Raw genomic sequence first — 16,580 nt, 5'->3', positions numbered from 1 at the left:
CCTAGCACGGGAGCGGCGCGGGCGAGCCGGTTTCTTTGCGATCGGGGGCGGCGGTCGCCACCGCGACGGCGTTCTTCTGATCCGACGGCCCCGCCGTCAGATCGGCATCCGCATGATTTCCTGATAGGCGCTGATCACCTGGTCGCGGATGGCCATGACCGTGTTCAGGCTCTGCTCGGCGGAGGAGACCGCGGTCACCACGTCGATGAGCTGGGCCTTGCCCTGCACCTGGGCCTGCATCTGGGTCTCGGCGTTCTTGGTCGCCTTCATGGTGTCCTGCATGGCCGACTTCAGGATGTCGCCGAAGCCGCCGGTTCCCGAGGCGGCCTCGCCGCCCATGCCGGTCCCCTCGACCGCGCCGGCGGCCTTCTGGACATTGGCATAGGCCTTGGCGACGGCGAGCGCGGTCATCATGGCTCAGACCCCGCCTATTGCTTCAGGATGTCGAGGGTGCGCGAGTCCATGGACCGCGAGGTCTCGATCACATTGAGGTTGGCTTCGTAGGCCCGCTGCGCGTCGCGCATGTCCATGGCCTCGATCAGCGGGTCGACGTTGGGGCGCTTCACATAGCCGGTGGCGTCGGCCGAGGGATTGCCAGGATCGTAGGACGAGTTGAACGGCGTGCGGTCCGGCTGGGCCCCGGCCATCTTCACGCCCTTGGCGCCGCCGGCCACGGTGATCGGCTGGAAGACGGGCGCCTGGCGCCGGTAGGGGTCGCCGCCCGGGGTCTTGGAAGTGGAATCGGCGTTGGCCAGGTTCTCGGCGATGACCCGCATCCGCGACTGCTGGGCGCGGAGCGCGGAGACCGCGATCTGTTGGGTGATGTTGCTGGTCGAGGTGTTGTCGGCCATGTGGCGCGTCCTCCTTAAGACCCGGAGCCGGGCCGCCGGATGGCGGTCTTCAGCATGCCCAGCGAGGCTTGGTAGAAGCTGATCGCCGCGTCGTAATCCATCCGCGTGTCGGTCAGCTTGATCATCTGGTCCTCAAGGACGACGCCGTTGCGGTCGATCGTCATCTCGGAGTCGGGGGCGCCGGCGGTCGTGAACTCTGGGTTGCCGCCGGTCGGGACCTGCATGTGACCCGGCTGGGTCATGGCCATGCCGCCGGTCGGCGCGATGCCCGGGCTCGGGCCGCCGATGCCGGGGATCTGGCTGGTCGACTGTGCGCCCGCCGCGGTCTGCGTCTTGCTCTGGACGTTGAAGGGCTTCAGATCGCGCGGCGCGAAGCCGGGTGTGTCGGAATTGGCGACGTTCTCGGCGATCAGCCGCTGGCGGTTGGAGAGATACCCCATCCGGCCTTTCAGCATCGTCAGGAGGGGAATGTCGGCAGGTCCCATGCCCGCATGGTGAATAAACAGGGTTAACCCGGACTTAAGGGACTCAGAACTTCCCTGTCGGCTGAGAGTCCTTTCAGCCGCAGAAGCGCCCCCAATGGCCGATCTCGCCCGCGCCGCATTCGCCCTCATCCTCACGCTTGGCCTGATCGGGCTGGGCGCGGTCGCGCTCCGCCGCTTCGGGCCGAACGCGCTGACCCGCTTCGGCGCGCCCAAGCGGGACCGGCGGCTGGCCATCGTCGAGAGCCTGGTGCTCGACCCCGCCCGGCGGCTGGTGATCGTCGCCTGCGACGGCGAGGAGAAGCTGCTGCTGCTGGGCGAAGGCCGGCTGGTCGGCGACCTGAAGACGGCCAAGGGGAAGAGCTGATGCTGGAACTGATCCGCGCCATCCGCACCTTGCCGGCCGAGGAGTGGCGGCGCGCGGCGATCATCGCGGCGCTGACCACGGCGGCCTCGCTGATCTTCCCGGCGGCGGCGATCGCCCAGTCGGTGAACCTCAACCTCGGCACCGGCGGCGGCCTGACCGAGCGGGTGGTGCAGCTGATCGGGCTGATGACGGTGCTGTCGCTGGCCCCCTCGATCGTCATCATGACCACCGCATTCGTCCGCATCGTGGTGGTGCTGTCGCTGCTGCGCACCGCGCTCGGCCTGCAGCAGAGCCCGCCCAATTCTGTGATCATTTCGCTGGCGCTGTTCCTCACGGCCATCGTCATGGGGCCGACGCTGCAGAAGTCCTACACCGACGGCATCAAGCCGCTGATGGATCAGAAGATGGAGCTCAGCCAGGCGTTCGACGCCTCGGCCGCGCCGGTGAAGACCTTCATGCTGCAGCAGGTGGACCGTGACGACCTGGCGCTGTTCATCAGCCTGTCGCGCATCCCCAAGCCGCAGAACGCCCAGGCGACGCCGCTGCAGGTTGTGACCCCGGCGTTCATGATCTCGGAGCTGAAGCGGGCCTTCGAAATCGGCTTCCTGCTGTTCGTCCCCTTCCTGGTGATCGACCTGGTGGTGGCCAGCGTCCTGATGAGCATGGGGATGATGATGCTGCCGCCCGTGGTGGTGAGCCTGCCCTTCAAGCTGATCTTCTTCGTGCTGGTGGACGGCTGGCGACTGGTCTGCGGCAGCCTGGTGCAGAGCTTCCACACGGTCCCGGGCGCGGGATAGCGCGCGGCCGGCGAACCTCCTAGGTTCGCAACCTCGGTGGGGGTTCAGGGAAATGACGCAGGACAACGGCCCCTGGCGGGGCCAGCCGGATCCGGAGCCCGCGCCGCGCGCACCGCGCCATCGCGTGGTGATCTGGCTGATCGTGCTGGCGGTGATCGCCGGCGGGGCGTGGCTGCTGTTCCAGACCTTCCCCGGCCAGGTGACAAGCGCCGAAGACCGGATGTGGGCGATGCGCGGCGGCCTGCTGCTGGTGCTGCTGTCGGCGGGCGTGCTGCGGGCCGGCCCGATCCGCTGGGGCGAGAAGGCCCGGCACGCGGCGATCTGGATCGCGATCTGCGCGGTCCTGGCCGTGGGCTTCACCTTCCGCGACGAGCTGGGCGAGGTCGGCGGGCGGCTGAAGAGCGAGCTTTCGGGATCCTATCCGGTGGCCGCCGGCGACCGCCAGCTGGTCGTCGCCGAGGCCGAGGGCGGCGGCTACTTCGTGACCGGCCGGGTCAACGGCCAGCCGGTGCGCTTCCTGGTCGACACCGGCTCGACCGACACGGTGCTGAGCCCCGCCGACGCGCAACGGCTGGGCGTCGATCCCGGGCGGCTGGCTTTTACCCGATCGGCCGAGACGGCCAATGGGACGGGCTATGGCGCGCCGTTCGTGGCCGGAAGCCTGCAGGTCGGCCCGATCGCCCTGGCCGACATGCCGATGGTGGTGAACCAGGCGCCCATGACCAGCTCACTCCTGGGCATGAGCTTCCTGAAGCGCCTAAGCGCCTTCCAGGTCAGGGGCCACCGGCTGTACCTGACCTGGTAGCGACCCGCGAAACCCCGCCTCAGACGTCGGGGGTTTCCTGCTTGCGCATGCGCCGGCTGGGCATCAGCTTCGACAGCTCCTCGGCGGTGAGCTTGCCGGTGTGGTTGACGTCGGCCTGGTCGAACTTCGCCTGCAGGTAGGTCAAGGGCCCCTTCAGCTCGCTCTTCTCGATGAAGCCGTCGAGGTTCGAATCCAGCGAGCCCATCATCTGCGAGGCGAACAGCTTGGCCTGCAGGTCGTTGCGGATGTGGCTCGTGGTCTCGTCGGCCCAGCGGTAGTTGATCCGGAAGTACATCATCTCGTCCGGGGTCTGTTCGCCCCAGGTGACGTTGCGCTTCGGGTCCGGGTTGGCCGGATTGTGGACCGAGTTGTCATAGACCCAGGTGGCCACCAGCTTGGTGCCGGCCTTGATGTGGATCGGGGTGACCGGATCGTAGTCGCGCTGCCAGTTGAAGTCGTACTTCGGCAGGCTGATCAGCATGGTGGTCTTGCCGTCCGGGGTGATCTCCTTCAGCTCCACATGGCTGCCGCGATAGTGGGCGTGCGGATAGAGCGTGTAGAGGTAGGCGTCCGCCGGGAAGGTCATGTAGGCGACCTCGGTGTGACGCTGCTCGCCGGCCGGGATGTAGAGCGAGAAGGTCGAGATCACCGCCGAGCGCTTGATGTACTCCGGCGGGGTCTTCAGCGTGTAGAAGCCGACCTGGGTGACGTCCGTCGTCTCCTTGCCCATGGTCGTGTAGTGCATCTGGAAGTGCAGCTTGCCGCCGCCGGGCACCGGCGCGCCGGTGTTGTCGGCCATGATCTGCGGCTGGGCGCCGGGCGTGTAGGAGCCCACCGAGCCGCCGGGGATCGCCGGGGGTTGGTTCGGGTCCGGCACGTGGTTGGAGACCACGTGGTGCAGCACGCGCCGGTCGCCCGGCCGCATGGCGATCGCCTTCAGCCAGGTGTCCTGCTTGAAGGGGTTGGGCACCACGTCGTTCTGGTATTCGACGAGGCCCGTGGCCGGCACCTTGAAGGCCGGCAGGTCGACGACCACGTCGGGCTTGCCGAGCTCAACCGGCCAGTCGGGCGCGCGCTTGCCGGCGTTGGCGAGCAGCGGGTCCGGACCGTCGCCGCGCGGCGCGCCGGCCTCGATCCAGTGGACCAGGGTCTTGCGCTCGTTGGCGGTCAGGCCCTGGTCGTTCTTGAAGGAGCCGATGTGCGGGTCGGCGAAATAGGGCGGCATGCGCTCGGTGCGCACGGTCTCGCGGATCATCGGGGCGAAGCCGTGGACGATCTCGTAGCTGTTCATCGCGAACGGGCCGATGCCGCCGTTGATGTGGCAGGAGACGCACTTCTCCTGCAGGATCGGGGCGACGTCCTTGGCATAGGAAATCTTGGCGAAGTCGGCCGAATGGGCCTTGGCCGGGAAGGCGATCGGCTGGCCGCCGGTGAGCGCGGCGCGGACCAGATGCGGCTGGCCGGCCAGCAGGCCGTCGACGGCCTGGTCGACGCGGGCGTCCATCGGGCCGCGGTAGACCACGCTCCAGGTCTTGGGGTTGATCACGAAGACCTCGCCTTCGCGCTGCACGCCCAAGCCCTCGCCGACCAACTGTTGCTCGTCGATCAGCACCGGGACCTTGAGGTCCTGGGCCTGGGCCTCGGCGGCCACGGCGTCGCGGCTGTCGCCCAGCTTGCTGTCCAGCGCCCAGACCACCACGCCCTTGGGCGCGTAGGCCGCGTTGAGCTTCTCCAGCGCCTGGGAGGCGTCCTTGGAGAAGGCCGAGCCGTTCTCGCGGGTCATCAGCACGATCGCCGGCGAGTAGCCGTAATAGTAGAGGTGCTCGGCGAAGCGGGTGTGGTCGGTGAGCTGGAAGTCATCGACGTGCTGCGGCGTCGCGTTCGGCGTGTCGGCGGCGAGGCCCGCAGGCGCAACCACGAAGGCTGCGGCGGCCAGCACGGACAGGGCGGCGGCGGCGAAAAGGGCGCGGTTCATGGCGTCAGGCTCCCAACTGATCGCGGTTCGGCTATCACGGTTTGACTTCGCCATTGTTGCAGCGGGCGAAACGGCCCGTCGGTGAAGTTCATCCGGGATCGATGCCGAATGGCTATCTATTTGAAATAATTAGACTTGTAGAAATATATACGTGATCGATGCGGCATTGTCGCCGGATTTGCTTACGGCGTCAAAACCCGCGTGGAGAGCAGTATAACACAGCCCCCCGCTGGCCGGGCAGGCCCGCCTCGGCGGCGCGGCGGCCGGAGCGGGGGTGGCCGCTTTGCGCAAGGCGTTGCAAAGTGCCCGCAAAGCGAAGGCCGAGGAGGACGATGCGATGACAAGAGGCGCGATTTCTGCGGCGGCGATGGCGGCCGTGCTTCTCGCCGGGCCGGCCTTCGCCCAAGGCCAGGCGTCGCAGGGCCAGGCCCCCGCTCCCCAGGCCCCGGCGCCGAAGGACCTGGCGCGCAATTTCGAGGGGGTCTGGACGAACGCCACCGTCACCCGGCTCGAGCGACCCGCAAACTTCTCCCAGCTTGTCGTCACCAAGGAACAGGCCGACGCGGTGGCGAAGGCGACGACCGCACGGGTCGCGGCGGCCAACCGACCCTCCGATCTCAGCAAGGGCGCCTTCAAGGATGAGAACGCCACCGCCGGATACGATTCGTTCTGGATCGATTCCGGTGACGGGCTGATGCGCGTCCGCGGGCAAGCGCGCTCGTCCTTCATCACCAGCCCCGCCAATGGGAAGATGCCCTTCCGCAACCGCGCGAAAAGCCTGGCCCTGATGACCCGGGACGGGGCGGAGTACCAGTCCGGAAAAGGCGCCTACACCGATCCGGAAGACCTGCCGCTGCGCGAGCGGTGCCTGATCGCCCAGAGCGACGCCGGCGGGCCGGTGATGCTCAACGCGATCTACAACAACAACTACAGCTTCGTCGTCACGCCGGGCTATTTCGTCATCAATCTGGAGATGAACCACGACGTCCGGATCGCCCCGATCTTCGCGTCGGCCAAGGAGGCCCGCGCCCACCACCAGCCGGCGGTGATCCGGCCCTGGCTGGGCGACACGGTGGCATGGTGGGAGGGCGACACCCTGGTCACCGAGACCCGGAACGTGAACCCGATCCAGGAAGGGCGCACCCTGACGCCGGTGTCCGCGCAGGGCGCGGTGACGGAGCGCTTCACGCGGATCGCCAAGGACGAGTTGCTCTACCAGTTCACGGTCGACGATCCGGTGCACTACACCCAGTCCTGGTCGGGCGAGTATTCGTTCAAGCCCGCCAAGGGGCAGATCTACGAATACGCCTGCCATGAGGGGAACTACGCCATGGCCGGCATCCTGCGCGGCGCGCGGCTCGCGGAAGCGGCCGCCGCCAGGAGGGCAAAGTAACGGGCGCGGCGTCCACGGCGCGCGGTTTCCGAGCCCTGGGAACCCCTGTCTCAATGCGGCCACGCTGACCTCGGTCAGGCGCGCGGCTGTCGCGGACCTTGGACCGGGGCCGAAGCGCTGAGGCTAGTCGCCCTTACGCTCAAAAGGGGCGCTGATGATCAGCTCGACGTCGTCGCCGACCGTTCCCAGGTAGCGGCTGACGCCGAAGGCGCTGCGCTTGAGGTGGCCACGCAGGTCGAAGCCGATGGTGTAGGCCGGGATCACTGCGTTGGGACCGGCCGCGCCCTTGAAGGTCGCCTCCAGCACGAGCGCCCTCGTCACACCCTTCAGGGTGAGCTCGCCCTCGATCGATGCATGGCCCGGACCGGTGACCGTCACCTTCGTCGAGCGGAAGCTCACGGTGGGGAACTGGGCGGCGGCGAACCAGTCGGGGCCTTTCAGGGTGGCGTCCAGCTCGGCGTTGGTGGTGGACAGGCTGTCGGTCGGCAGGGAGACCTCGACGCGGCTGGCGGACGGATCCTTGGGGTCGAGTTTCAGGGTCCCGGACACATGGGTGAAATCGCCATACCAGGTCGAGACGCCGAAATGCTCCACCGCGAACAGCACCCGTGCGTGGCGGGGTTCGATGGCGTAGGTCCCGGGCTGGACGGCGGCCGGGTCTGTCGGCGCGGCGGCCACGGGGCCGGCGCTCAGCACGGCCGCGCCGAGGGCCAGGGCTTGGAGGGTCTTCATCGGCGGATCTCCGGGGTTAGAGGGTCTTGCGGATGCGCAGGTAGAGGCGCGGGCCGGTGCGCAGGTCGCGGATCTGGCGCAGGTCCGCGGCGGAGGCGTTACGCAGGCCCGCGAAGAACAGCTGCTGACGGTCCTGGTCGGCGCCGCCCAGGCTCTGGAGCTGGGCCTGGAAGGCGAGGTCGGCGCTTGGCTTCCATTCCCAGAGCAGGCTCACCAGCCCGCCGGACCGGAAGCGGTCGATCTCGTCGATGCGAAACACGGAGAAACGCGAGCCGCTGGTGAGGTCGATGCGCCAGGAGGAGCGCAGGCGCGGGACCTCGCCGGTGATCGAAGCGACGCCCGCGAACGGCTGGTCGTTGGTGATCACGCGGCGCGCATGGGTCGTCGGATCGGTGACCCGCGAGGCGATCCAGGTCCCTTGGGCCTTGAACTGGCCGCCCTTCAGACCGACCGCGTCCAGCGGCAGGGTGAGGTTGAGGTCGGCCCGGTCGCGGCTCCCGTCGCCGATGTTTCCGACGCCGCTCAGGCCGGCCACCGGCAGTTCGTCGATCACGTCCTGCAAGGCCGCGTGGCTCACGGTCAGCACGAGGTCGGCGACCTTGCCGAAGCGACGATCCCAGGCGGCCTCGGCGATCCAATCGCGCTCCGGCGCCAGGCGCGGATTGCCGCCGGTGATCACCCCGAGGTCCAGACTGGAGGTCGTGACGAAATCCTCGAAGCTCAACTGGCTGACCGTCCGCTCCAGCCGCAGGCGGAACTGATCGGCTTCGTCCGGGGCCCAGGTGGCGAGCAGCCGGGGCTTGGGGAAGTCGAAGCTGGCGGAATTGTCCGCATCGCCGGTGACGGTCAGACGCGAAACCTCGAAACGCGAGCCAGCTTCGAGCGTGAGCTTCGGGCCAGGCCGCCAGGTGAGCGTGGCGAAGGCCTCCGCGCGGCTCTCGGCGACCTGCACGTCAGCCGACGGCAGGGGTTGCGGGACGCCGCCGACGATCAGCCCGCTGCGGCCGTCCAGGAAGTTGTAGGCGTATTCGCCGCCGGCCTCGAGCGACCAGCGCGGCCCGCCTGTATAGGTGACGGTCGAACGCAGGATGCTTTCGCCCTGGGTGTCCTCGTCGCGGGAGTTGGTGACGAGACCCGCCTGTTCGGCGTCGGCGTTGTTCGACAGGTGCTCGATGTTCTGGACGCCGATCACCTCCAGCACGGCCTTGGGGGTGAGCTGGCGGGTGTAGTCGGCGCTGACTTCCAGGTGGCGGGTCCGGAACTCCGACGTGATCAGGTCCTGCCGCAAGCTCGAGGTGAAATGGTCCTCCTCGGCGGCGCGGTTGGTCCCGTAGACGGCGAAGGCCTTGAGTTGCAGCAGGCCGCCCAGGCGCTTGGTGTCGACCTCGCCCGTCGCCGTCACCACCGTGTTGGGGTTGGCGATGTGGACGCCGGCCTGGCTCAGCGCGCCGCCCGCGCCGTCGAAGGCGGCCTTGGCCCCTTCCCCCGCCAGCGCGCCCTGCGTGTAGGCGAAGCGAAGGCTGCCCTGCATGCCCTCCTGGCCTCGCTGGCGCGAGGCGTCGAGGCGGGTGGAGTAACCGAGGCGGCCGTCGCGGGTGAGCCGCGCGTCGCTGGTCGAGATCACCTGGGTCGAGGCGCCACGCACCACGTTGGCCAGCACGGTATGGCCCTGCATGTCGACGCCCGGGCCGCCGCCGCGGATCAGTTCGATGCGGGCGACCGCGCCGGCCGGAATGCGGCGCAGGATGTTGGCGAGGGTGTCGGTCTTGGCCGCCGGCCGCTTGCCGTCGATGAGCACATTGCCAGCCGATGACGCCAGGCCGCGGCTGTCCTGGTCGCCGGGGTCGAAGGCGAAGCCGGGCACAAGCAGGACCATGTCATAGGCGCTTTCCGGCTTCGCCGCGGCGAAGGCCGCCGGATCGTAGACCACGCGCCCGCTCGAATTCGGGGGCCCGGAAACCTGGGCGAACGCCGATCCCGCCGCGGCCGCCAGCGCCAGGCCCGCGGCCACGCCGAGCCTGCGAACCTGGACTTGGATGGGCATCGACGGCTCCGCGTGAACGGACGGAAGCCTAGGAAAGGACGCGCGTCATGAGTGTCCGGCCGGGGCAAAGAATTGCAAAGTTGTGCAAAGCTGCGGCCGGGGCCGCGGGCCGCCGATAGACTTCGCCGTTCCGCCCTCGGGAGAGCCATTCCATGAGCGCCGTGGCGCGCGTGCTGCTGGTCGACGACGACGCCGAGTTGGCCGCCACCGTCGGGGAATATCTGCGCGAGGACGGCTTTGCCCCGGAATGGGCGGCCAGCGCGGAGGCGGCGCTGCGGCTGCGGGCCGAACGGGCCTACGACATCCTGGTGCTGGACGTGATGATGCCCGGGGAGAACGGCCTGGAGCTGCTGAAGCGGCTGCGGCGCGAGACCGACACGCCGATCCTGATGCTGACCGCCCGGGCCGAGGAACTGGACAAGGTGCTGGGGCTGGAGCTGGGCGCCGACGACTACCTGGCCAAGCCCTTCCATCTGCGCGAGCTAGCGGCGCGGCTGCGGGCGATCCTGCGCCGGCCGCTGGTGCGCTCGGAGCCGGAAATCCTGCGCGTGGGCCGCCTGATCCTCAATCGGCGGCGGCTGACGGCGGAGGTGGCGGGCGTTCCGGCGCCGCTGACCACCGCCGAATTCATGGTGCTGGAGGCCCTGGCGCGCACGGCGGGGCGGATGAAGAGCCGCGGCGACCTAGCGGAAGAGGCGTTGGGCCGTCCGCTGACCGCCTACGACCGCAGCATCGACACCCATGTGAGCAACGTGCGCCGCAAGCTGGGACCCGACGCCGGGCTGCAGATCCGCAGCATCCGCGGCCAGGGCTATCTCCTGGCGGAAGACGGCGTGCGCGGATGAGCCGGCTGTTCGTCCGCATCTGGCTGACCTTCTGGGCGGTGCTGGTGGCCACCGTCCTCGTGGCGCTGGCCGTGGACTACGGGATCGCGGTCGAGCGCGGCCGCAGCATCGACCGGATGTCGCCGCAGGCGCTGGCCGAACAGGGCGCGCAGGTCATCGCAGCCGATGGCGAGGCGGCGGGGCGGCGCTGGATCCTGGCGCAGCACAGCCGGCTGCCGGAGCTGTCGATCTTCATCGTCGCCCCGGACGGCCGCGAGCTCACCGGGCGCAGCCCGCCGGAGGTTGCGCGCGCCCGTGGCCATGCCGGGAACGGCGCACGGTTTCCGGCCGCCGTGACCGAGGCGGTCCGCGGGCGGCCCTATCTGTTCGTGTTCCGGCGCGCGCGGTCACTGGCCTTCGACGTCTGGGACGTGGTGACCCAGCCGTGGGTGCTGGCGGCGCTGGTGCTGGCGATCAGCGGCCTGGGCGCGGCGTGGCTGGCGCGCTCGCTGACCGCGCCGATCCAGCGGCTGCAGGCGCAGGTGCGGTCCATCGCGGCCGGCGGCCTCGGCAGCCGGATGGGCCCTGACCTGACGCAGCGGGGCGATGAGCTGGGCGCCCTGGCGCGCGACATCGACGAGATGGCCGCGCGGATCCAGGCCCTGATCGCCGCGCGCGAGGCGATGCTGCGTGACGTCTCCCATGAATTGCGGGCGCCGCTCGCACGGTTGCGCGCCGTGGCCGATCTCGCCCGCAAGCGCGGCGGGCCGGAGGCGGCCTTCGCGCGGATCGACCGCGAGATCGACCGGCTGGACGCGTTGATCGCGCAGATCCTGCGGTTCTCGCGGCTGGAGGCCGAGGCGGACATCGTTCGAGCCCCGGTCGACCTGAGCGACCTGCTGACGGAAATCGTCGAGGACGCCCGGCTCGAAGCGGCCGGCGCGGCCAAGACCGTCGAGCTCCGGTGCCGCGGGGCGACGACGGTCCTGGGCGACGCGCGGCTGCTGCGGAGCGCGGTGGAGAACGTCCTGCGCAACGCGGTGCGGTTCTCGCCGAGCGGCGGCGCGATCGAGGCGGCGTTGCGGGCCCATGGCGGCATGGCGCGGATCACCGTCCTCGATCATGGACCGGGAGTGCGGCCGGACGAGCTGCCGCGCATCTTCGAGGCGTTCCACGGCGATGGTTCCGGCGCCGGGCTTGGCCTCGCGATCGCCCAACGGGTGCTGCGATTGCATGGCGGCGAAATCGCGGCTGCAAACCGACCCGGCGGCGGCTTGTCGGTTTCAATCGACATCCCCCGGCTCCCGGCGCCTTCGGATCATGTCCGAGCGGTCGCCGCGAGCGCCTGACGCCCCCTCATCTCCCGACCCCCGGGGACGGGGATCAGCCCCTGTAGCGAAAACAGCGTCGAAATCCGTCGTCGCGACATAGAGAAGGACATCCGCCAAGCGCCAACAGCAGAAATGCGCCCGGCGGCGACTTCGGATAGTCAGGGGCGAACCTGACCCACCAGCGAGGCGCGAGCGGCGCATGCCCGACCTCTTCAGTCCCTTCGAACTCAAAGGGGTGACCCTGCGCAATCGCATCGCGATGTCGCCCATGACCATGTACCGCTCGGGGCCTGACGGCGGCGTCACGGACTTCCATGTGATGCTCGCGGGGTCGCGGGCGGCGGGCGGATTTGGCCTGGTGTTCCCGGAACAGATCGCGATCACCCCCGACGGCCGCACGGGCACGAGCTGCGCCGGCATCTGGGACGACCGGCAGATCGAAGGCCTGTCGCGGCTCACATCGATCATCAAGGCCATGGGCGCGGTTCCGGCGATCCAGCTTGGCCACACCGGCCGCAAGGGCAGCGAGCTGAAGCCGTGGGAGGGCAAGAAGCAGGTTCCCGCCGACCACCCGGACGGGTGGCAGGTGCGCGGCCCCTCGGCCAAGCCGTTCGGCGGCCGGTTCCCCTACCCGGTCCAGGCCCTCAGCAAGGCCGAGATCGCCGAGCTTCACGCGGCCTACGCCCAGGCCGCGCGGCGCGCACTGGCGGCCGGCTTCGAGTGGCTGGAACTGCACTTTGCACACGGCTATCTGGGCGCCAGCTTCTTCTCGCCGCTCGCCAACACCCGCGACGACGAATACGGCGGCAGCCTGGAGAATCGCCTGCGCTTCCACCGCGAGGCCCTGGACGCGGTGCGCAAGGTCTGGCCGGAACGGCTGCCGCTCACCGTCCGGCTGGGCTCCGACGATTTCCATCCGCAAGGCGTCCAGTTCGACGAGGCGGTCTGGGCGATCGGGGCGCTGCGCGAGCACGGCCTGGACTTCGCCGACCTTTCCCTCGGCATGAACACCGACGAGACGCAGGGCGTGCCGTTCCACGAGGTCGCCTTCATGGCCGAGCGCGCCGCGCGGGTGCGGCGGGAAGTCGGGATACCGGTCGGGGTGAGCTGGAACCTCGGCATCCCCGCCGCGGCAGACCGCGCGATCCGCGAGGAACAGATCGACCTCGTCATGCTGGGGCGGCCCGCCTTGTCGAACCCGCACTGGCCGCTGTACGCGGCGCGGGAGCTCGGTCACCCCGACCCGCTGTCGCTGCTGCCCGAGGACTGGTCGTGGTGGCTGCGGCGCATCCCGGGCCCGGAGGGATCGCAAGGCTGGCCCACGCCGGCCAGGCCCGGCTGAGAAGCCGAGGTCGCCGACCGCCGCAGCCATCGAGGGCGGCGTCTCCAGCGACGCGACGCGACGATGGAAGCACCCACTTTACTCGGAAATTTACGCGTGTACGATGCTGCGAAAATTACGAGAGTAATTCATGTCCCGACTTCCTGTGCTTCTCTCAGTCGCCGCCGTGGCGTGCGGGCTCGCCATGCGGGCAAACGGGCAGCCGCCCATCCTGCGCGCCACCGACGCGCCAGCCCTGGCCGCCGCCCGGGCCAGGGCCGCCGAGGCCTTCGCCATCCGCGATCCGAACGGCGTCGACGAGGAGCAGTTCGTCCCGATCAATGGCGCCGACCAGTGGGTGACCATCCGGGGCCGCGACCGGGCCAATCCGGTGATCCTGGTGGTGGGCGGGCTCGGGTTCGACGGGCCGGGCGCGGTGGCCAGCCCGCTCCTGGGCGCCTTCCAGGGCTGGGAGCCTTATTTCACCGTCGTCCAGTGGGACATGCGGGGCACGGGCAAGACCTTCGTCAAGGCGAACAGGACGCTCGATCCCGATCTCGGCGTCGACCTGATCGCCCGCGACGCGCTGGCGCTCACCGAGACCCTGCGCGGCAAGCTGGGCAAGCGCCGGATCGTCCTGCTGGGCGTGGGTTTCGGCTCGACCATCGCCGCGCGCCTGGTCCGTGACCATCCCGAGCTCTATTGCGCCTATGTGGCCGCCGGCCAGATCGCCGACCGCCGGATCGTGCGCGAGACCACCGCCGTCGCCTACGTCCACGCAATGGCCAAGGCCAAGGGCGACGCCGCCGCCCTCGCTGCCCTCGACATCGCCGGGGCGGATCCGTTCGCGGACACGCCGTACGATCCGAAGAAGATCGACGCCTGGACACGCGGCTCGGCGCCCTTTCGTCCACGGGAACCGGCAGACCAGCGGGGCGACATCCTGGCGGCGCCGAATTGGACGGTGCTCGACACCGCCACCATCCGGCTCGGCGAGGACGCGAGCGCGGCGAAGTTCGGCAAGGCCTGGGGCGAGAGCTACGACTACGCCGGCCTACGCGGCGCCTATCGCGTCCCCGTCTTCCTGATCCAGGGCGACAACGACTTCAACGCCCCGCTGTCGCTCTCCAAAGCCTGGTTCGACAAGGTCCGGGCGCCTTCGAAGTCTATCACCGTCATCCCAGGCGCCGGCGACCATGCGATCCAGACTGATCCCGACGTGTTCGTCCGCGTCCTGCGCGACCAGGTCCGGCCCATCGCGATCAAGGCGAACTGACAGTTGGGTCGGCTGAGTCGGTCCGGTCGGCGATCGCGCCAGGTCGTGAGCGCGCCAATTGCGGACACTGCCTCCAGGTCCGTAAGCCGACGTTGGTGAGACTGCCCGCGCACGGGCGCCCACCGGCCCGTTGCGGGCGTTCCCCCGATCCGTGGTACGCAACGTCCACGGATAGTGCGGTGGGGGCGGCGCGTTGGAAATCCACAAGCCAAAGCGTTGGCATGGCCTTCGGGAGTTCCTGAAGGAGTACCTGATCATCGTGGTGGGCGTGCTGACGGCGCTGGCCGCCGAACAGTCGGTCGAGGCCCTGCACGAGCGCGGCCTGGCCCGCGAAGCCGCAGACGCCATCGACGCGGAAATGCAGGACAATGTGGACCGCATCGCCTATCGCCAGGCGCAGCGGGCCTGTGTCGACAGGCGCCTGCGGGAGATCACCGGCCTGCTGGCTGACTGGGGCGCCGGCAAGACGCCGCCCGCGGGGCTCTCGATTGGCGATCCGGGCGACCCGCCCATGGTCCAGCAGCGCTGGCAGGCCAACCTCAACAGTGGCCGTTTCAGCCAGCAATCAGCCACCGAGCAGGGCCGGCAGGCGGCGTTCTACACCCAGCTGGCGATCCTCCAGGACATGGAGAGCCGCGAGCACTACGTCTGGTCCGAACTGCGGACGCTCGAGCTGGGTCCCGGCGTGCTGAAGGGCGACCTGCGTCCGAACCTCGTCGCGGCCCTGCAGGCGGCGCGGACAGACGCCAGCGACATCAGCCAGCTCGGCCAGGATATGCTGGCGGCCGCCAGGCGCGCCGGCCACACGCCCAAGGCCTTTGCCGTCACGGCCATCCGGGGAACCACCTGCGGGCCGCTAAGCCCCTCGGCCCCTGGAAGGCCGTAGACAACCGCCTGCGGCCGATCGCTTGGCGACCGCTGTGCGCCAGGAACGGACCTTGGTCGTTGGGAGACGGCCCCAAGTCGTCCGACGCAGTCATTACTAACTATTTAGTAGATGGCCCGCTCCCGTTGAAGGAAGCTGGCTGCGCCGCGGCATGCTTCGGGGAACGCGATGTCTCGTACACAGTCGTCAAGTGCTTGCCGTCCGCCGACGCGGCGAGCCGCGCTCGCCGCGATGTCCGCCATCGCGGCCGGCCTGTGTGGGTCCGCGCGGGCCGGCCCGGCCCACGACTGGCCCTTGTGGGTCATCCGGTCCGGCGGGGGTGTCGTCTACCTGACCGGCGAGATCCCGCCGGAGGCGACGGACTGGAGCGACGCCCGCACCGAGGCGCTGCTGCCGCAGTGCGGTGTCCTCTGGACCGAGACCGGCCGAACCAATCGCGCGCCTGTCGGCCCCCTGATCGTGCGCTACGGCTTCGACGCCAAGATCCCGCTGATGTCGCGGCTGGATGCGACCGACAAGGACCGGCTGGCCAAGGCCGCGGCGCTGGCCCACCTGCCGGTCGAGCGGCTCTCGCAATTCCGCCCGTGGCTCGCGGCCCAGCAGCTGGACGACGCCTATAACCACGTGCGGGGCCTGAAGGGCCTGAGCGCCAACCAGGTGCTGAGCGCCGATGCGCAGAAGGCCGGGATCAGCGTCCAGAGCGAATTCGCGGCGCAGGACGACTTCATCGCCTGGTTCGGCGCCCTGTCGCCGGAGGAGGATCTGCAGCGCCTGCGCGCCACGCTCGACGACATGCTCGCCCCGCCCGAGGACGCTGAGCGGGCCAACGCCGACTGGCTGCGCGGCGACGACCGGCGCAGCGCCGCCGAGGTGGCGCGCATGAAGCGCGTCTATCCGGAGATGTATCGGTTGCTGCTGCTCGATCGCAATCGCGCCTGGATACCGCGCATCAAGACCATGCTGCAGGATCCGAAGCCCAGCCTCATCGTGGTCGGCAGCTATCACCTTGTGGGACCGGACAGCATCCTGGCGCAGCTTCGCGCCGAACGCCTGCCGGTGAAGCGCCTGTAGGCGAGGCGCCAGGACCGCATCCTGCGCTGAGTTTCAGCAGCCGGGGCCGCGACATCCCAGGGTCACGTAGGTCTCGGATACGGCGCGCCACACGCCCGAGGCCCAAGACCATCCCATGCCCTGCCCTCATGATCGCCACGCGCGGGCGTGGAAAACCCAGCGCGTGGTGACGGCACGGCGCCTCCTGAGGCTATCGTCCACAATCCACCCGTGGCGGACGTTCCGACTGCCCCGTCAGGTCAGGGATGCGCCAAAACCAGCGTTGTGTGACGGGCCAGGCGAGCGCTCTAGGTGTCTGGTCCCGCTGTGTGGGGGACTCAGCTTAGCTGAGTGCTCACATCGGGAGGCTCTATGGGCCAGATACTCCACGGCAGCGCCACGACCACGCACGCCATCCGAGCGGCGATACAGCGATCGAAAGCTCC

At 69.4% G+C, this 16,580-nt stretch carries 16 protein-coding genes; 10 read left to right on the top strand and 6 right to left on the bottom strand.

Annotation, left to right across the window (positions count from 1 at the left end):
- Nucleotides 1–96: 96 nt before the first annotated feature.
- From VGL85_RS17605 to VGL85_RS17595, 3 genes are read right to left on the bottom strand one after another with little or no spacing between them, the layout of a single operon-like run.
- A complete protein-coding gene (locus VGL85_RS17605; RefSeq protein WP_331590294.1) occupies nt 97–414 on the bottom strand; it encodes a flagellar hook-basal body complex protein FliE in 318 nt (105 codons plus the stop codon).
- Nucleotides 415–428: 14 nt separating this feature from the next.
- Complete coding sequence (gene flgC, locus VGL85_RS17600; RefSeq protein WP_331590293.1) at nt 429–851, bottom strand: flagellar basal body rod protein FlgC; 423 nt, start codon at nt 849–851, stop codon at nt 429–431.
- Nucleotides 852–865: 14 nt separating this feature from the next.
- Complete coding sequence (locus VGL85_RS17595; protein WP_331590292.1) at nt 866–1,291, bottom strand: flagellar biosynthesis protein FlgB; 426 nt, start codon at nt 1,289–1,291, stop codon at nt 866–868.
- 139 nt (nt 1,292–1,430) lie between these two features.
- On the opposite strand from VGL85_RS17595, the gene VGL85_RS17590 reads away from it, so the two are divergent.
- Genes VGL85_RS17590 through VGL85_RS17580 form a run of 3 tightly spaced genes read left to right on the top strand, consistent with a single transcriptional unit; the run spans nt 1,431 to nt 3,302 of the window.
- A complete protein-coding gene (locus VGL85_RS17590; protein WP_331590291.1) occupies nt 1,431–1,700 on the top strand; it encodes a flagellar biosynthetic protein FliO in 270 nt (89 codons plus the stop codon).
- Nucleotides 1,700–2,497, top strand: coding sequence for a flagellar type III secretion system pore protein FliP (fliP, locus tag VGL85_RS17585; protein ID WP_414695297.1), 798 nt, complete (start codon nt 1,700–1,702; stop codon nt 2,495–2,497). Before VGL85_RS17590 ends, fliP begins: the two co-directional genes overlap by 1 nt.
- A 52-nt stretch (nt 2,498–2,549) precedes the next feature.
- Complete coding sequence (locus tag VGL85_RS17580; protein ID WP_331590290.1) at nt 2,550–3,302, top strand: retropepsin-like aspartic protease family protein; 753 nt, start codon at nt 2,550–2,552, stop codon at nt 3,300–3,302.
- Nucleotides 3,303–3,321: 19 nt separating this feature from the next.
- On the opposite strand, the gene VGL85_RS17575 is transcribed toward VGL85_RS17580, so the two are convergent.
- Nucleotides 3,322–5,277 carry a hypothetical protein gene (locus tag VGL85_RS17575; protein ID WP_331590289.1) on the bottom strand — a complete coding sequence of 652 codons (1,956 nt, stop codon included), beginning with the start codon at nt 5,275–5,277 and terminating at the stop codon, nt 3,322–3,324.
- A 367-nt stretch (nt 5,278–5,644) separates the two neighbouring features.
- On the opposite strand from VGL85_RS17575, the gene VGL85_RS17570 reads away from it, so the two are divergent.
- Nucleotides 5,645–6,670 carry a hypothetical protein gene (locus tag VGL85_RS17570; RefSeq protein WP_331590288.1) on the top strand — a complete coding sequence of 342 codons (1,026 nt, stop codon included), beginning with the start codon at nt 5,645–5,647 and terminating at the stop codon, nt 6,668–6,670.
- A gap of 123 nt (nt 6,671–6,793) precedes the next feature.
- On the opposite strand, the gene VGL85_RS17565 is transcribed toward VGL85_RS17570, so the two are convergent.
- Both VGL85_RS17565 and VGL85_RS17560 read right to left on the bottom strand, forming a co-directional pair.
- On the bottom strand, nt 6,794–7,402 hold the full coding sequence (locus VGL85_RS17565) for a YceI family protein (protein ID WP_331590287.1): 609 nt from the start codon (nt 7,400–7,402) through the stop codon (nt 6,794–6,796).
- A gap of 16 nt (nt 7,403–7,418) precedes the next feature.
- Complete coding sequence (locus VGL85_RS17560) at nt 7,419–9,446, bottom strand: TonB-dependent receptor plug domain-containing protein (protein WP_331590286.1); 2,028 nt, start codon at nt 9,444–9,446, stop codon at nt 7,419–7,421.
- Between the two features lie 152 nt (nt 9,447–9,598).
- Here VGL85_RS17560 and VGL85_RS17555 point away from each other — a divergent pair, with 152 nt between their 5' ends.
- From VGL85_RS17555 to VGL85_RS17530, 6 genes are all read left to right on the top strand, one after another.
- Entirely contained in the window at nt 9,599–10,291 is a 693-nt protein-coding gene (locus tag VGL85_RS17555) for a response regulator transcription factor (RefSeq protein WP_331590285.1), read from the top strand.
- Nucleotides 10,288–11,619, top strand: a complete 1,332-nt coding sequence (locus tag VGL85_RS17550; protein WP_331590284.1) for a HAMP domain-containing sensor histidine kinase — start codon at nt 10,288–10,290, stop codon at nt 11,617–11,619. The genes VGL85_RS17555 and VGL85_RS17550 overlap by 4 nt, the downstream gene beginning before the upstream one ends.
- 181 nt (nt 11,620–11,800) lie before the next feature.
- Nucleotides 11,801–12,943: an NADH:flavin oxidoreductase/NADH oxidase gene (locus VGL85_RS17545; RefSeq protein WP_331590283.1), complete on the top strand. Its 1,143-nt coding sequence runs from the start codon at nt 11,801–11,803 to the stop codon at nt 12,941–12,943.
- Nucleotides 12,944–13,127: 184 nt separating this feature from the next.
- Complete coding sequence (locus tag VGL85_RS17540) at nt 13,128–14,198, top strand: alpha/beta hydrolase (RefSeq protein ID WP_331590282.1); 1,071 nt, start codon at nt 13,128–13,130, stop codon at nt 14,196–14,198.
- A 193-nt stretch (nt 14,199–14,391) separates the two neighbouring features.
- A complete protein-coding gene (locus tag VGL85_RS17535) occupies nt 14,392–15,084 on the top strand; it encodes a hypothetical protein (protein WP_331590281.1) in 693 nt (230 codons plus the stop codon).
- 231 nt (nt 15,085–15,315) lie between these two features.
- Nucleotides 15,316–16,155, top strand: coding sequence for a TraB/GumN family protein (locus VGL85_RS17530; RefSeq protein ID WP_331590280.1), 840 nt, complete (start codon nt 15,316–15,318; stop codon nt 16,153–16,155).
- Nucleotides 16,156–16,580 lie beyond the last annotated feature (425 nt).

It is taken from the genome of Phenylobacterium sp. (assembly GCF_036501465.1).
GTDB lineage: Bacteria > Pseudomonadota > Alphaproteobacteria > Caulobacterales > Caulobacteraceae > Phenylobacterium.
The sequence above is the reverse complement of the archived record's forward strand: the minus strand, read 5'-3'. Positions and strand labels throughout refer to the sequence as shown.

Coding starts and splice junctions, on each gene's coding strand:
- VGL85_RS17590 (WP_331590291.1), top strand. CDS start 1,431: ATGGCCGATCTCGCCCGCGCCGCATTCGCCCTCATCCTCACGCTTGGC.
- fliP (WP_414695297.1), top strand. CDS start 1,700: ATGCTGGAACTGATCCGCGCCATCCGCACCTTGCCGGCCGAGGAGTGG.
- VGL85_RS17575 (WP_331590289.1), bottom strand. CDS start 5,277: ATGAACCGCGCCCTTTTCGCCGCCGCCGCCCTGTCCGTGCTGGCCGCC.
- VGL85_RS17540 (WP_331590282.1), top strand. CDS start 13,128: ATGCGGGCAAACGGGCAGCCGCCCATCCTGCGCGCCACCGACGCGCCA.
- VGL85_RS17545 (WP_331590283.1), top strand. CDS start 11,801: ATGCCCGACCTCTTCAGTCCCTTCGAACTCAAAGGGGTGACCCTGCGC.
- VGL85_RS17605 (WP_331590294.1), bottom strand. CDS start 414: ATGATGACCGCGCTCGCCGTCGCCAAGGCCTATGCCAATGTCCAGAAG.
- VGL85_RS17565 (WP_331590287.1), bottom strand. CDS start 7,402: ATGAAGACCCTCCAAGCCCTGGCCCTCGGCGCGGCCGTGCTGAGCGCC.
- flgC (WP_331590293.1), bottom strand. CDS start 851: ATGGCCGACAACACCTCGACCAGCAACATCACCCAACAGATCGCGGTC.
- VGL85_RS17560 (WP_331590286.1), bottom strand. CDS start 9,446: ATGCCCATCCAAGTCCAGGTTCGCAGGCTCGGCGTGGCCGCGGGCCTG.
- VGL85_RS17595 (WP_331590292.1), bottom strand. CDS start 1,291: ATGGGGTATCTCTCCAACCGCCAGCGGCTGATCGCCGAGAACGTCGCC.
- VGL85_RS17555 (WP_331590285.1), top strand. CDS start 9,599: ATGAGCGCCGTGGCGCGCGTGCTGCTGGTCGACGACGACGCCGAGTTG.
- VGL85_RS17570 (WP_331590288.1), top strand. CDS start 5,645: ATGGCGGCCGTGCTTCTCGCCGGGCCGGCCTTCGCCCAAGGCCAGGCG.
- VGL85_RS17530 (WP_331590280.1), top strand. CDS start 15,316: ATGTCCGCCATCGCGGCCGGCCTGTGTGGGTCCGCGCGGGCCGGCCCG.
- VGL85_RS17580 (WP_331590290.1), top strand. CDS start 2,550: ATGACGCAGGACAACGGCCCCTGGCGGGGCCAGCCGGATCCGGAGCCC.
- VGL85_RS17550 (WP_331590284.1), top strand. CDS start 10,288: ATGAGCCGGCTGTTCGTCCGCATCTGGCTGACCTTCTGGGCGGTGCTG.